Source organism: Pantoea sp. AG1095 (assembly GCF_003208415.1).
GTDB classification, from domain to species: Bacteria; Pseudomonadota; Gammaproteobacteria; order Enterobacterales; family Enterobacteriaceae; genus Pantoea; species Pantoea leporis.
On the sequence record NZ_QKMJ01000008.1, the window covers coordinates 1 to 14,536 of the forward strand.

Consider the following 14,536-nt stretch of genomic DNA (forward strand, 5'->3'; position numbering starts at 1 on the left):
CGCAGGTTAGTAGGGGCAATGCTGAAGTGCTTAGCCGTTCCATCAATGCCGGCATGGCCGCTAAGAAAATAGTGAATGGCCGAGAGTTTGAATTCGACGGGATATTTTGTCGCCATAGACCTGCACCTTCAATGTCAGATTATGGTCCAACATTTGGGGTGCAGTTCATTAATGGCGACCTTGCGTTTTATCTGTCCCAATATGACTCTTCTAAACTGTCTTCCCGCTCCGGCAGGCCGCGCGTCAGGCGCGGTGAATGCTGGTTCAGCACCTGATAACTTACCCGGTTCGCGTATTTACACACCTGTGCCAGCGACGAATAGGTCAGGTAGGCGCGGCCGTGTTTGCTGGAGTTCGGCACTTTTTGGCGGTGGAAGTTGTTAGCGGTGATGTCATGCAGCAGCGCTGCCAGCGCACCATCGCCTGCGCCGTTGGTGTTCATGATCTTCTCTGGGCCGCCCATATATGGCGCGATATGCGAGAAGATGCGCAGCGGCTGATCGCAATCCTTGTGGCGCATCGCGCGGCTAAATTCATATTGGTTGAACTCAGCCAGCGCGCCCGGCAGCAGCGGATGGTTGGTTTTGCGCTTGTACTCTTCTTCAGTGAAACCGGCCATGTACAAACCGGTTGGCCCAGCGGTACACAGCACCAAATCTACCCAATCCAGCGCCATATTCGACGCCAGCAGCGGATCCTGCTCGCCGGTCAAGGCAAAGGCTTCTTCTTCGTTCATCGCCACAATTGAGACGTGATCGCGCAGGAAATCGCGCCAGAACTGCGGATTATCCTGAATCACGTATTTGGTGCCGAGCGTCAATACCACCGGCACATTGTGCTTTTTGGCGAATTCGATGGCGCGCAAGGTGGCTTCCGGCATCGGTTCGCCCGGCTGGCAGCGCACCAGATAGGAAGTCAGCACCAGCGCCGACGCGCCCGCAATAACCTCTTCCGGAATGCTGTTGGCCTGCAGCTGGTTCATCAAGCCGGGACTGATGGCAAAGGTACGCTCACCCTGCTCGCCAATCAGCGTAAAGCAGCGGCCAATCGCGCCATCGACGCCCTGCAGGAAGTTCAGATCCATGCGGCTGGAGGTGTTGCACAGGTAGCGATAGGCGTAGCCGCCGATCTGGATGTTATTGCACATCACGCCGAGCAGCACCGAGCGGTCATCCGCCAGCACCGAGTAGTTATGCAGGGTGTTTCCGATGGTGCCACCGGCAAATTGATGGCTGATGAGCGCTTCGCGCATCAGTTCGTTGTAGAGCGCCTCGGCGGTAGCATCGTCGATCACCAGCGAGTGACCGGCGCTTAAACCGTAACGCTGCAGAAAGTCGTCATCGACTTTGGCTTCAATATCCACCAGCGTCTGGTCGATACCCACCACCCAACTGCCCTCTTCCTGCTCTTGCTGCGTGGCTTGCAGCAGCGGATCGCGCGCGTTGACGGGGAAATAGTGTTTGGATTTGCGTTTGCCGGGAAATTTCATCGAGAGTGCCGTCAGGGAAAATCAGGCAGAGAATGATATCACACTCTCTGCCACACCCTTAACGGCGCGCGTTGACCAGTTGCACCATCATTTCAATGTGCTCCGCATCGGCGTTGAGCGCAGGAATGTACTCGAACTTTTCGCCGCCGGCATGCAGGAAGATCTCGCAGTTCTCACCGCTGATCTCCTCCAGCGTTTCAAGGCAATCCGCCGCAAAGCCCGGACTCATCACCTGCACATGCTTGATGCCTTTGGCCGGCAAACTTTTCATGGTTTCATCGGTGTACGGCGTCAGCCACGGCTCGCGACCAAAGCGCGACTGGAAGGTCATCATGATCTTGTGCGGCGCAATGCCCAACGCCGCGGCCAGCGCATCGGTGGTGTCTTTGCAACGCAGCGGATAATCATCGCCTTCATTGGCGAAACGCTGCGGAATGCCGTGATAGGACAGCACCAGCAGATCCGGTTCACCATGCAGCGCAAACGAGCGCTCAACCGAGGCTTTCAGCGCGGCGATGTAAGCCGGATGCTCCGCGTAATCGCGGATAAACGCCACTTCCGGCAGCGAGCGCAGTGGTTTAAAGCTGGTGGCTAAGCCATCCCAAACCGCGGCAACCGTCGAGCAGGAGAACTGTGGATAGAGCGGCAGCACGATGAGTTTGGTCACGCCCTGATCCAGCAAGCGTTTCAGCGCGCTGTCGAGGCTTGGCTGGCCGTAGCTCATGCCCAGTTCAACCGGCATATCGAGGCGCTGCGCCAATGCTTCACGCTGACGCTTGCTGAATACCATCAGCGGTGAACCTTCATCCATCCATACGGAAGCATACAGTTTCGATACGCGTGGCGAACGGAAAGGCACGATGATGAAATTGAGAATCGGCCACCACAATAAGCGCGGTGTATCAACCACTCGTGGATCGCCGAGGAATTGTTTCAGATAGCGTTTAACCGCAGGTGTTGTGGGTGCGTCTGGTGTGCCTAAGTTAACCAGCAAAACCCCGGGCTTTTCTTGCCTCATGGTATTTCCTTGATGTCGAAACGAATGGGTCGAATGCAAAATCAGGGGGAAATTGTAGCGGAAATTAAAGGAGGGGAAAGCAATTGCTGCAAAAGGGCCGGACAACCGGCCCCTTAACGCATTAACCGAGAATCGTGGCCAATTGCGTGCTCACTTCGGCGACAGGACGCGTGCCGTCGATTTTGTGATATTCGGTGTTGCCGTCTTGCGCTTCTTTGCCGTAGTAGGCAATCAGCGGCGCAGTCAGTTGATGGTATTCCACCAGACGCTTACGCACGGTCTCTTCCTGGTCATCTTTACGCGTGGTCAGCTCTTCGCCGGTCAGGTCATCTTTACCTTCCACTTTCGGTGGATTGTAAGTGACGTGATAAACGCGGCCCGATGGCGTATGTACGCGGCGGCCAACAATACGATCCACAATCAGCTCGTCCGGTACAGCGAACTCCAGCACGTAGTCAACCTTGATGCCCGCTTCTTTCATCGCGTCAGCCTGCGGGATAGTGCGTGGGAAGCCATCGAGCAGGAAACCGTTTTTGCAGTCTTCCTGCGCGATACGCTCTTTAACCAGCGCAATCACCAGCTCGTCAGTCACCAGTTTACCGGCATCCATGATCGCTTTTGCCTGTTGGCCCAGTTCCGTACCTGCTTTGACTGCCGCACGTAACATGTCACCGGTGGAGATTTGCGGAATACCGTATTTCTCCATGATGAATTGAGCCTGAGTGCCTTTACCTGCGCCCGGAGCTCCGAGCAGAATAATACGCATTGCGTAATTCCCCTTGCGAATCGCATTGTTCAATCTGAGAAGGCGAAGAACATACCATTATGGCCCGCGCACCACAAGGAAACGGGCGCGCTCGCCACGAAAGGTCTACTTTGACCTGCTTTGTCAGCAAATACCAGCAGAGTGCCCGTTTTTAGGAATCACGGCTAAGCATGAGCACGTCTTTGAGGCGTTTTTTCAGTGCGGGTGTGACGTTCAGCTGTTTGTTGACCCCGCCGCGCACGTCGGCGCGCAAGCGTAATTGCGCCTGTTCGGGCAGCACCTGAACATCCTGCGGCAATTCACTGGCATTAAGGCCGTTCGGCAGCGGAAAAAGTGCAAAGGGTAAACCCGGTTGCTGAATGGAGTGCAGGATGAATGGCGAGTCGAGCGCGATCTTTTCCACCATCGCAATATTGTACGGACGCCATTCGCTGTCCTTCATCATTGCCAGCGCCTGTTCTGGCGCGCCACCGAGCGCTAATCCTTGCTCAAACAGCCGCAGCTCGCTGCGCACCAATGTGCTGAAATCGGCGGTGCGCAATGCGATTAACACCAGATCGCCGCATAACGCCGCATGGCGATCAAGGCGGGCGACAAACAGTCGCGCATCGCTCACCAGCCGTTTATGCAGCTGCGTGGCAAACGACTCCGATGCATCGGTAACGCCGTGGCTTTGACATTCGCTTAACGCTCGCACGCGACCTTGCTGCATATCAACATGATCCACCAGCGCAATGTTGCCCGCCGTCATCGGCAAAGTGGGCAGCACGCTCAGTTCACTAACCGGATAGTGCGAGGCATAGCGCGTGTGATTACGTGATTGCTCCTGACGGAGAAACAGCTGGGAAAGCAGCACTCGCGAGATATGCAAAGAGGGTGCGAAGAAGAGATCGAAATTTTCAAGCCGGTAATAGCGGGAAAGCGAGCCGCGAAGCTTATCGCGCGCCGCCGCCGCCCTGGCAGAAGCAAGTTGTGGAGCCATCGCGTGGTATGTCTCTGGTTATTATGCTGTGTGTGGGAGGTGAAACCTGCGGTGATAGTCGGCGTAAAACACAGAGAGCCGTAGCCGTCAACCTGCCAGAATCTGGGGGAAAGGTTAGGCCAATGCGGCTGGACATTAAAATGATATAAACTGACAATCCCTGTTAGGTTTTTACACAGGGGACGAGTATGACCGTGCTTCCTTCGTTACGTGCACTGCACTATTTCCACCAGGCGGCACTGTTCAGCAGTTTTAGCGTAGCGGCCGAACGTCTGCATGTCACCCATAGCGCCATCAGCCATCAGGTTCGACAGCTGGAGAGCTGGATGGGGAAGCCGCTGTTTGTGCGTACCAATGGACGCGTCAAATTAACCTCACACGGTGAACGTTTGCTGGTGAGTTGTCAGAAAGCCTTTAGCGAGCTCTCCACCACCTGCGAAAGCATTCGTACCGGCATGCGCCATCATATCAGCGTCTCCTGCGCGCCCAGCTTTCTCTCGCAATGGCTGATTCCGCGCATCGCCAGCTTCTATCAGCGCTATCCCGATATTGAAGTGCAGTTTCAGCCGCTGGTAGAGATTGACCAGCTGCGCAGCGAGCATACCGATGTGCTGATTCTCAGCGCCGAGCAGTCGCCGGATGACGATATTGATGCCACTTTGATCAGCGATGATTACATCGGCCCGCTGTGCGCCCCGCAGTTTGCCGCCCGCTTTCAAAGCGAGCAGGATCTCGCCTCACTGCCATTGCTGCACGCCGATACGCGGCTGCATGCGTGGGCCGAATGGGCGAAAACCAGCGGCGTACGCGGCAATTACTGGATCGGCAAGCATTTCGATAATTTGACGTTAGCCATTCAGGCGGCGAGAAACGGATTGGGCGTGATTATGGCGCCACGCTTGCTGGTGCGTCAGGAGTTGAGTGATGGCACCTTGATCGCGCCGCTGGGCTTTGTGCGCGTCGATCGCGCCACGTTGATGATGACCAAGACTTCGCGTCAGCACGATGCGGAGATTACGTTGTTTCGCGATTGGTTGCGGGATCAGGCGCAGATTTAACAGCAGATATAAAAAAAGGTCGCCATGAATGGCGACCTTTCGGGTTTGGTGCGATTACGCCGTCAGCAACTGGTTCATGCGACGGATGAACTGGTTTGGATCGTCAAGCGTACCGCGCTCGGCGAGCAGCGCCTGATCCAGCAGCAGCTCAACCCACTCGGCAAAGCGCGTCTCGTCCTGGGTATCAGCCACGCGTTTCACCAGTGTATGATCCGGATTGATCTCGAAAATGTACTTCACGTCCGGCACGTCCTGACCGGCCGCGGCAAACAGCTTCGCCATCTGCGTGGTCATTTCGTTAGCATCGGTGGTGACGATCGCTGGCGTGTCGGTGAGACGATGCGTCAGACGCACCTCTTTCACACGCTCGCCCAGCAGCGTTTTCACGCGCTCAACAAACGGCTCCAGCGCCTTCTCCGCTTCTTTCTGCTCTTCGGTCTCTTCATCGGCCAGTTTGCTCAGCGAATCATCCGCTTTGCTGACTGACTGGAAGGTTTTGCCGTCGAATTCGGTGAGGTAGCTCATCATCCATTCGTCGATACGATCGGAGAGCAGCAGCACCTCGATGCCTTTTTTGCGGAACAGTTCCAGATGCGGGCTGCTCTTCGCGGCGGCATAGCTGTCGGCGGTGATGTAGTAAATCTTGTCCTGACCTTCCACCATGCGCGTCACGTAATCGTCGAGCGAAACGGTCTGCTCTGCGCTTTCGCTCTGGCTGGTGGCGAAACGCAGCAGTTTGGCAATCTGTTGCTGGTTAGCGTTGTCTTCGGCTGGACCTTCTTTCAGTACCAGACCGAACTCTTTCCAGAACTGCTGATATTTTTCCGCGTCGTCTTTCGCCAGCTTCTCTAACATCTGCAGGCTACGCTTGGCCAGCGCGCCACGCAGGCTCTGGGTCACACGGCTGTCCTGCAGGATTTCACGCGATACGTTCAGCGGCAGATCGTTGGAATCTATCAAACCACGCACGAAGCGCAGGTAGTTCGGCATGAACTGCTCGGCATCGTCCATGATGAACACGCGCTGTACGTAGAGTTTCAGGCCGTGCTTGCTGTCGCGGTTCCACATGTCGAACGGCGCACGCGCCGGGATATACAGCAGGCTGGTGTATTCCTGCTTACCTTCCACGCGGTTATGGCTCCAGATCGCCGGATCGCTGAAATCGTGGGCGATATGTTTGTAGAACTCGTTGTACTCGTCGTCGCTGATCTCAGACTTGTTGCGCGTCCACAGCGCCTGGGCTTTGTTGATCTTTTCCCAGGTGGTGGTGTCGCTCTCTTCGTCTTTGCTTTCAATCTCAACCGGCAGCGCGATGTGATCGGAGTATTTGCTGATCACGTTACGCACGCGCCACGCATCGAGGAAATCATCTTCGCCTTCACGGAAGTGCAGCGTGATTTCGGTACCGCGATCGGCTTTCTCAATCTCTGCCAGCGTATATTCGCCTTCGCCAGCAGATTCCCAGAACACCGCTTCATCGGCTTTAGCGCCGGCGGCGCGGGTGCGCACGGTGACTTTATCCGCCACAATGAACGCAGAGTAGAAGCCCACGCCGAACTGGCCGATCAGTTGGCTGTCTTTCGCCTGGTCGGAGCCCATGGATTCGAGGAAGGATTTGGTGCCGGATTTAGCGATGGTGCCGAGGTTCTCAATCACCTCATCACGGCGCATACCGATGCCGTTATCGCTGAGCGTCAGCGTGCGATTTTCCGGATTGACCGAGATACGTACGCGCAGGTCGCCGTCGCCTTCATACAGATCGGGCGTCGACAGCGCGCGGAAGCGCAGTTTGTCGGCGGCATCTGAAGCGTTGGAAATCAGCTCGCGCAGGAAAATCTCTTTATTTGAATAGAGTGAATGGATCATCAGGTGCAGAAGTTGTTTTACCTCTGACTGGAAGCCACGCGTCTCTTGTCCTTTCATGGTCATTGCTACCTCAACTGAATCGGGGTTGATGATACGTTGAGAGAGAAATGGGGATGAAGGAGAGGATTTCAAGCCGATGTCTGTGAAGACATCGGCAAGTGATTAGAAATTAATCTTGTGGCGTCCGGCGAGCGAGTGCGACAGCGTGGTGCCATCGACCATTTCCAGCTCACCACCGACCGGCACACCGTGTGCAATGCGGCTGGCATCAACGCCATATTGTCCGCACAACTCGGCGATGTAGTTGGCCGTGGCTTCCCCTTCCACCGTGGGATTGGTGGCGAGGATCACTTCGGTTAAGGTTTCGCGCTCGAGACGCTGCTCCAGCCGATCCAAGCCGATATCATGTGGCCCAATGCCATCCAGCGGTGACAAGTGCCCCATCAGCACAAAGTAGCGGCCGCCAAACTGGCCGGTCTGCTCAATGGCGTGGATATCTGCCGGGCTCTCCACCACACAAATCTGGCCGTTTTGCTGACGACGCGGATTGGCGCAGATGGTGCAGATTTCCTGTTCGGTGAAGGTACGGCAATCGGCGCAGTGACCGATTTCCGACATGGCGCGGGTCAATGCCTGCGCCAGACGCATGCCACCGCTACGATCGCGCTGCAACAGCTGAAAAGCCATACGCTGCGCCGACTTCGGGCCAACGCCCGGCAGGCAGCGCAACGACTCCATCAAAGATTCAAGCAGTGGACTGGTTTGCATCAGAACGGCATCTTGAAGCCAGGCGGCAGCTGCATACCTGAAGAGACCGCAGCCATCTTCTCTTTCTGCGTTTCGTCAATACGGCGTGCCGCATCGTTAAAGGCCGCGGCGATCAGATCTTCCAGCATGTCTTTGTCATCTTCCAGTAAGCTAGGATCGACTTCAACACGACGGCAGTTGTGCGCACCGTTGATGGTTACTTTAACCAAGCCAGCGCCTGATTCACCGGTCACTTCGATCGCGGCGATCTCTTCCTGCACTTTGGCCATTTTGTCTTGCATCTGCTGGGCCTGTTTCATCAGGTTGCCCAATCCGCCTTTACCAAACATAGTTTTCTCTCTCTGCTGGGGCTGCGCGCAGTTGACGCGCGGCAGCATGTTCACACCGGTCGAATACTCTCTTCATCCAAATCGGCATCGAAGAATCGACGCAATGTCTGAATATGGGTATCGCTTTCGATCGACTGTCGCGCCTGCGACAGCTTCTCTTCATAAATGGCCTGGCGCCACTCCAGTGGCGTCAATACCGTAGGATTATCGTCTTCAATAATCGTCAATTCAACCGGCTGGCCGGCAGACTGACTCAGCGCTTCCGCCAGCGCCTGCCTGGCAGAAGCTGAATTCAGATGGCGCTGACTGCTGCGCAGATGCAGCGTAACACCGGCTTCGCCCACCTCTTTCCACGCATTGAGCGCCACTTGCTGCACCAGTTTCGGCAGCGTCAGCGCGGCGATTTCAGCAGCCCACGCATCGCGCTGCTGGGCTTCTTCCGCCAGACGCAGCGCCAGCTCAGGGGTTTTCTCATGCTCCAGTGCCGAACGCAAGGCTTTTGGCGTCGCCACCGGCTCCGCTTTAACCTCCACCGGCAGCTGCGTTTTCCAGCGATAGGCTTCCGGTTTGGCCGGGGCTTTTACCGTGGGTTCAGACGCACGTTGTAGCACACGTTCAGTGACGCTAGCGAGACGTTCCAGCGCCGGATTCGCCGGCCGCGCGGAACGCGCTGCCGGCTCACTCTTTTTTGCTTTGCCGGCTCCCTGACGCAGCAACTGCGTTCGCGCCTGTAACAACTGGCTGGTGGAGTCAGGTAACGGATCGGGCGCGGGCTGCATGTCTGGATAATCATCCGACACCGGCGGCGCGTCAGGGTTTGGCGGTGCCATCTGCGGCTGCGCAGCCGGTGCGGGCGCGGTTTTCGCGGCGGCTTGTGGCGCAGCAACCTGCGGCGCAGCTTGTGGCGTCAAGGTGGGACGCGCCACCGGCTCCGCAATCGTTGCCTGCGGATGGAACGCCAGCGCCCGCAGCAGCGTCATCTCTACGCCTAAGCGCCGATCCGGTGCCAGCGGCAGATCTTTACGTCCCATCAACAACGTTTGGTAATAGAGCTGCACGTCAGCCGGTGGCAGTACGCGCGCTAACTCGCGCAGGCGATCGGCCTGGCTGAGATCGTCCTCGCTGAGCGAGCCTGGCAACAGTTGCACCATCGCAATGCGGTGCAGTAAACGCAGCATCTCGACCAGCAGCGCTTCCCACTCAACCCCACGCGACGCGGCCTGATTCAGCAGCGCCATCACCTGTTCACCCTGGCCATCCACCAGCGCTTCAATCAGCGCCAGCGGCTGTTCATCGTCGAGCGTGCCGAGCATTTGTGCCACGGTGTCACGCGTTACGCTGCCCTGCCCCATGGCAATCGCCTGGTCGGTCAGGCTCAGCGCATCGCGCATGCTGCCGTCAGCGGCGCGTGCCAGCAGATGCAGCGCACGCGGTTCGGCAGCAATCTGCTCCTGCTGCAACACATGCGCCAGCTGCTGCTGGATTTGCTCCACGTCCAGCGCTTTGAGATGGAATTGCAGGCAACGGGACAGAATCGTCACAGGCAGCTTCTGCGGATCGGTGGTCGCCAGCAGGAATTTCACGTGCGATGGCGGCTCTTCCAGCGTTTTCAGCAGCGCGTTGAAGCTGTGACGCGACAGCATGTGCACTTCATCGATCAGATAGACCTTGAAGCGACCGCGCGCTGGCGCGTACTGCACGTTATCGAGCAGATCGCGCGTATCTTCAACTTTGGTGCGTGATGCGGCATCGATCTCAATCAGATCGACAAAACGGCCCTGCTCGATTTCGCGGCAGTTATCGCATTGCCCGCACGGCGTTGACGTGATGCCGGTTTCACAGTTAAGCCCCTTCGCCAGCAGACGGGCGATCGAGGTTTTCCCGACGCCGCGTGTGCCAGAAAAGAGATAAGCATGATGGATTCGTCCCAGTGACAACCCGTTGGCCAGCGCAGTCAGCACATGTTCCTGACCGACTACGTCAGCGAAGGCCTGGGGACGCCATTTTCGCGCAAGTACCTGATAGCTCATGTGGATTCAATCACTGGAATTTAGGGAGAAGGGAGAAAATGCAGCTTCGCAAACCCTGTTTATTTTGGCAGTAGTTTAACAGCCACCAGCGGATCAGCAACCACTAACTTTGCAGAGGTGGCGCCCCGCCGTGCAGCGGAGCGCGCAGGCCTTAGTGGCCGGGGAAATTCACCAGGCTGAAGCACTCGACGCCCATAGCAGTCAGGCGGGCTTCACCGGTCAGGTCAAACAGATTAATCACGAATGCGGCGTCTTTCACTTCTCCACCGGCGCGGCGGATCAGCTTCACCGTTGCTTCCAGCGTGCCGCCAGTCGCCAGCAGATCGTCCACCACCAGCACCACATCGCCTGGTTTAATGGCATCTTTGTGCAGTTCCAGCGCATCGGTGCCGTACTCCAGCTCGTAGCTTTCGCTGAAGGTGTCACGCGGCAGTTTGCCCGGCTTACGCACCGGCACAAAACCCACGCCCAAACCCAGCGCCACCGGTGCGCCAAACAGGAAGCCACGCGCTTCCGTTCCCACCACCTTGGTGATGCCTTTGTTACGATAACGCTCCACCAGAATGGCGATCGACGCGGCATACGCCTGCGGATCTTCCATCAGACTGGTCACGTCACGGAACAGAATGCCCGGCTTCGGATAGTCAGGAATGCTTTTAATGCTGTTTTTGATGAGTTCAAGCTGCTGCGCAGTTGCGGTCATAAATGTTACGCCTGGAGAAAATATCTAATACGCGCAGCTTCTCTAGCGCCAAACCCCGGAAACCGGGTTAAGCGAAGTCGTTTATAAGGGAAGCCACGCACGAAGATGCCCAAATCTATGCAAATACCCGGCTAAATGCAACCCTCACGCTACTGTTGTGGCGGGTTGGCATCCTCGGTTACAACCGGAATGCGCCACATAAAAAGCAGCAGCAGGCACAGCATCGCGCCTAACAGGATGCGCACCCACAGCAGGTTTACTAAATAAAGGGACACCGAAAAGGTAATCACAATCAGCAACATGGCGCGCCCTTTGGCGCCGGGCGGCATGGCACGATGCTGCTGCCAGTGGCGAATAAAGCGACCAAACGGCGACTTCCATAGCAACCAATGATGGAAACGCGGCGACGAGCGGGCAAAACACCAGGCCGCCAGCAACACAAATGGCGTCGTCGGTAATAAAGGTAATACAATGCCCAGCGTACCTAGCACAATCGCCAGCCAGCCAAGGCTCAGTAGTAAAATGCGCTGCATGCCTGATGCCTGAATAAGTCAAAAACAGCGTTACGTTAACACAGTCGGAAACAGAGTGATGCCCCAACCGCCCGCCCAGCAACGTCTCCATGCCATGTTAGAGTTACTGCGCCAGCAGATTGCGCAGCAGCCGGATGGTGCCTGTCGTCAGCCCCGTTTTGATTCTCACCTGTTTCGCACCAGCGGCACGCGTCTGGCGGATTATCTGCGCGAGCTGGAAGGCAATGTGACGCAGTTAACCGCTGCTGACACTGATGTGGCGCGCCGTCAATGGCTGGCAGAGAAAGTGCTGGATCAAATTGCCGCATTACAGCGCGAATGCCAGAGCCAGCAGCTGCGCGTCAAGCGCGAGCGGCCACGTGTCGATGCACGCCAGGCCAAGCGTGAAGAGTATCAAGGCTACGAAAAACGCTTACTGGCGATGATTGCTCAGCGCGAGCAGCATCTGGCGCGCGCTGAAACGCTGAGCGTTCAGCAGCAGTTAATTCGTGAAGTCGATCAGCTGCAAGAACGTTTGGCACGCTGCCGCGCCGCTATCTACAAACTGGAGTTGCCGCCTATGCCGCGCTGAACGCGGCGCTTTTTCCTCTATACTCATTGCGGTGAGAAAAAGGAGTAAAATCATGACGCTGGTATTATGGATTGTGATCGGTTTAGCGGCAGGCTGGCTCAAACGGGTGATTTTTCCCGGTCGTCCGGGAGGATTTGTGCCGACGTTGGTGCTGGCGGTGATTGGCGCGCTGATTGGCGGCTATATCGCCACCTACTTCACCACCGGCGATCTGGCCGCCCTGCATCCAGCCGGTTTCGCCAGCGCACTGCTGGGCGCACTATTAATGCTGCTGGTCGCGGCGAAATTACGTATTTAGGAGAAAAAATGTCACTGGACAGCGCACCCGACGACATCAAACTTGCCGTCGATCTGATTCAACTGCTTGAAGAGAATAATGTCCCTACCGCCACCGTGCTGGCTGCGTTGGCGATTGTTCAGCGAGATTATGAGCAGAAACAAGCGGCGGAAATCAAGGCCGACTAAGCAGCGTTGGACTCAAGCGCAACATATCAAGAAACGCATCCACCAGCTGAGGCGCATCGGCTGCCAAATCAAAACTTTGCGGGTTGAACAGCCAGCTTTCCATCATGCCATTGATATAGCCGCGCATCAGTAGCGCCGCCTGACGCGTATTCAGGTTCGCAGGCAATTGGCTGGCATCAATACAAAGACGTAGTACAGTTTCAATTCGATCGTAACACGCTTGCAGTAAGCTCTGCTGCATATCCTGTAACGTCGACATTTCGCCAACAAACTCACATTTATGAAAGATAATCTCCATTAATGCGCGTCTTTGCGGATCCTTTGCTGTGGCGTCAAGGATATAGATCAACATAGAACGAACAACAGAAAGTGGATCGCCCGGGTATTTTGTCTGATACTCAAGTTCCACATCGTCCAGCCCAGCGTCACAACGCAGCCAGATTTCCTGCAAGAGATCGGCTTTATTTTTGAAATGCCAGTAGATAGCCCCGCGCGTGACGCCGGCCGCTGTTGCGATATCCGCCAGAGACGTGGCGGCCACACCATGTTCGGAAAAGTGTGCTAATGCGGCGTCAAGAATTTGATGCCGTGTTTCAAGAGCTTGCGCTTTGGTTTTTCGTGCCATGCTGGGCTTTTTTTACAAACTTGTAAGTTTACATACATTTGTGAATGTATGTACCATAGCATGACCCGTGTTTTAACGCAGCAATGGGTTTATCGGTTTGTGATCCATTGATCATTTGATATCGGACACTAGAGGTTTATTTATGAATAAAAACAGAGGATTAGCGCCTCTGGCGGCCGTCCTGATGCTATCAGGCAGCTTTGTGTTAACAGGATGTGATGATAATAAATCCCAGCAAGCCGCCCAGCAGCAGCCCCCAGAAGTGGGTGTTGTAACGTTAAAAAACGAACCCTTGAAAATTACCACCGAGCTGCCGGGCCGTACCTCGGCTTTCCGCGTTGCGGAAGTTCGCCCTCAGGTGTCAGGAATTATCCTCAAGCGTAATTTTGTTGAAGGTAGTGATGTAAAAGCCGGTCAGTCGCTGTATCAGATTGATCCCGCCACCTATCAGGCGGCCTACGACAGCGCTAAAGCGGATCTCGCCCAGGCTGAAGCCAATGCGCGTGTTGCGCAGTTAACCATTACTCGCTATAAGCCGCTGCTGGGTACCAAGTACATCAGTCAGCAGGACTATGACACCGCCGCAGGCACCGCAGCTCAGACTGCTGCAGCCGCCCAGGCTGCACGTGCCAACGTCGAAACTGCGCGCATCAATCTGGCGTATACCAAAGTGACGTCACCCATCAGCGGCCGTATTGGTAAATCGTCGGTAACCGAAGGTGCGCTGGTTTCCAACGGGCAAACCACTGCCCTGGCGACCGTGCAACAGCTCGATCCTATGTATGTCGATGTGACCCAATCCAGTGATGATTTCCTGCGTCTGCGCGCAGAGCTGGAATCCGGTCAGCTGAAACAGAACGACGGTAAGGCCAACGTCACCCTGCTGATGCAAAACGGTAACGCATACCCGCAGACAGGCACATTGGAATTCTCTGATGTGAGCGTGGATGAAACCACCGGCTCGATCACGCTGCGCGCCATCTTCCCGAACCCGGACAATCGCCTGCTGCCAGGCATGTTTGTTCGTGCGCGTCTGGATGAGGGCACCAATCCCACCGCACTGCTGGTGCCGCAACAGGGCGTAACACGCACCCCAACCGGTCAGGCAACCGCAATGGTGGTTGGCGCAGATAATAAAGTGGAATCGCGTAACATCACCGCTAATCAGGCATTTGGCGACAAATGGCTGGTGACGGAAGGTCTAAAAGAAGGCGATCGGGTGATCACCACCGGTATCCAGCGTGCCAAACCGGGTGCGCAGGTGACGCCAAAAGAAGTCTCCGATGATGCCAAAGCTGCACCAGAATCACCGTCTGCTAAATCATCGTCATAA

The 14,536-nt window shown here is 56.1% G+C and carries 16 protein-coding genes and 1 other annotated feature; of the genes, 5 read left to right on the top strand and 11 right to left on the bottom strand.

What is annotated here, in order from left to right:
- Positions 1-187: 187 nt before the first annotated feature.
- From DEU53_RS16060 to DEU53_RS16075, 4 genes are all read right to left on the bottom strand, one after another.
- Positions 188-1,489, bottom strand: coding sequence for an inosine/guanosine kinase (locus DEU53_RS16060; protein ID WP_110867727.1), 1,302 nt, complete (start codon positions 1,487-1,489; stop codon positions 188-190).
- 58 nt (positions 1,490-1,547) lie between these two features.
- Positions 1,548-2,507, bottom strand: a complete 960-nt coding sequence (hemH, locus tag DEU53_RS16065; protein ID WP_101762393.1) for a ferrochelatase — start codon at positions 2,505-2,507, stop codon at positions 1,548-1,550.
- Between the two features lie 121 nt (positions 2,508-2,628).
- A complete protein-coding gene (gene adk / locus DEU53_RS16070; protein WP_008103865.1) occupies positions 2,629-3,273 on the bottom strand; it encodes an adenylate kinase in 645 nt (214 codons plus the stop codon).
- Between the two features lie 151 nt (positions 3,274-3,424).
- Positions 3,425-4,255 carry a DUF6024 family protein gene (locus tag DEU53_RS16075; protein ID WP_110867728.1) on the bottom strand — a complete coding sequence of 277 codons (831 nt, stop codon included), beginning with the start codon at positions 4,253-4,255 and terminating at the stop codon, positions 3,425-3,427.
- Positions 4,256-4,443: 188 nt separating this feature from the next.
- Here DEU53_RS16075 and DEU53_RS16080 point away from each other — a divergent pair, with 188 nt between their 5' ends.
- On the top strand, positions 4,444-5,313 hold the full coding sequence (locus tag DEU53_RS16080; protein WP_101762395.1) for a LysR substrate-binding domain-containing protein: 870 nt from the start codon (positions 4,444-4,446) through the stop codon (positions 5,311-5,313).
- A gap of 54 nt (positions 5,314-5,367) precedes the next feature.
- On the opposite strand, the gene htpG is transcribed toward DEU53_RS16080, so the two are convergent.
- The 6 genes from htpG to DEU53_RS16110 form a co-directional block, all read right to left on the bottom strand.
- Complete coding sequence (gene htpG, locus DEU53_RS16085; protein ID WP_110867729.1) at positions 5,368-7,242, bottom strand: molecular chaperone HtpG; 1,875 nt, start codon at positions 7,240-7,242, stop codon at positions 5,368-5,370.
- Positions 7,243-7,341: 99 nt separating this feature from the next.
- Entirely contained in the window at positions 7,342-7,947 is a 606-nt protein-coding gene (gene recR / locus DEU53_RS16090) for a recombination mediator RecR (RefSeq protein ID WP_110867730.1), read from the bottom strand.
- A complete protein-coding gene (locus DEU53_RS16095; protein ID WP_008103874.1) occupies positions 7,947-8,276 on the bottom strand; it encodes a YbaB/EbfC family nucleoid-associated protein in 330 nt (109 codons plus the stop codon). Before DEU53_RS16095 ends, recR begins: the two co-directional genes overlap by 1 nt.
- Before the next feature lie 50 nt (positions 8,277-8,326).
- Complete coding sequence (gene dnaX / locus DEU53_RS16100) at positions 8,327-10,306, bottom strand: DNA polymerase III subunit gamma/tau (protein ID WP_110867731.1); 1,980 nt, start codon at positions 10,304-10,306, stop codon at positions 8,327-8,329.
- Positions 8,924-8,985: a sequence feature (DnaX frameshifting element), on the bottom strand. Its footprint overlaps the gene before it by 62 nt.
- Positions 10,307-10,457: 151 nt before the next feature.
- Positions 10,458-11,009 (bottom strand): adenine phosphoribosyltransferase, encoded by a 552-nt coding sequence (apt, locus tag DEU53_RS16105; protein WP_101762398.1) that lies wholly within the window; start codon positions 11,007-11,009, stop codon positions 10,458-10,460.
- A 149-nt stretch (positions 11,010-11,158) separates the two neighbouring features.
- Positions 11,159-11,542 carry a DUF454 family protein gene (locus DEU53_RS16110; protein WP_101762399.1) on the bottom strand — a complete coding sequence of 128 codons (384 nt, stop codon included), beginning with the start codon at positions 11,540-11,542 and terminating at the stop codon, positions 11,159-11,161.
- Between the two features lie 58 nt (positions 11,543-11,600).
- Between DEU53_RS16110 and priC the strand changes: the two genes are divergently transcribed.
- From priC to rsmS, 3 genes are read left to right on the top strand one after another with little or no spacing between them, the layout of a single operon-like run.
- On the top strand, positions 11,601-12,113 hold the full coding sequence (priC, locus tag DEU53_RS16115; protein ID WP_101762400.1) for a primosomal replication protein PriC: 513 nt from the start codon (positions 11,601-11,603) through the stop codon (positions 12,111-12,113).
- Positions 12,114-12,165: 52 nt separating this feature from the next.
- Entirely contained in the window at positions 12,166-12,411 is a 246-nt protein-coding gene (locus DEU53_RS16120) for a GlsB/YeaQ/YmgE family stress response membrane protein (protein WP_101762401.1), read from the top strand.
- Positions 12,412-12,419: 8 nt separating this feature from the next.
- Positions 12,420-12,578, top strand: coding sequence for a pleiotropic regulatory protein RsmS (gene rsmS, locus DEU53_RS16125; protein WP_101762402.1), 159 nt, complete (start codon positions 12,420-12,422; stop codon positions 12,576-12,578).
- On the opposite strand, the gene acrR is transcribed toward rsmS, so the two are convergent.
- Entirely contained in the window at positions 12,565-13,203 is a 639-nt protein-coding gene (gene acrR / locus DEU53_RS16130) for a multidrug efflux transporter transcriptional repressor AcrR (RefSeq protein ID WP_110867732.1), read from the bottom strand. The genes rsmS and acrR overlap by 14 nt on opposite strands.
- A gap of 142 nt (positions 13,204-13,345) precedes the next feature.
- Here acrR and DEU53_RS16135 point away from each other — a divergent pair, with 142 nt between their 5' ends.
- Positions 13,346-14,536, top strand: a complete 1,191-nt coding sequence (locus tag DEU53_RS16135; RefSeq protein WP_101762404.1) for an efflux RND transporter periplasmic adaptor subunit — start codon at positions 13,346-13,348, stop codon at positions 14,534-14,536.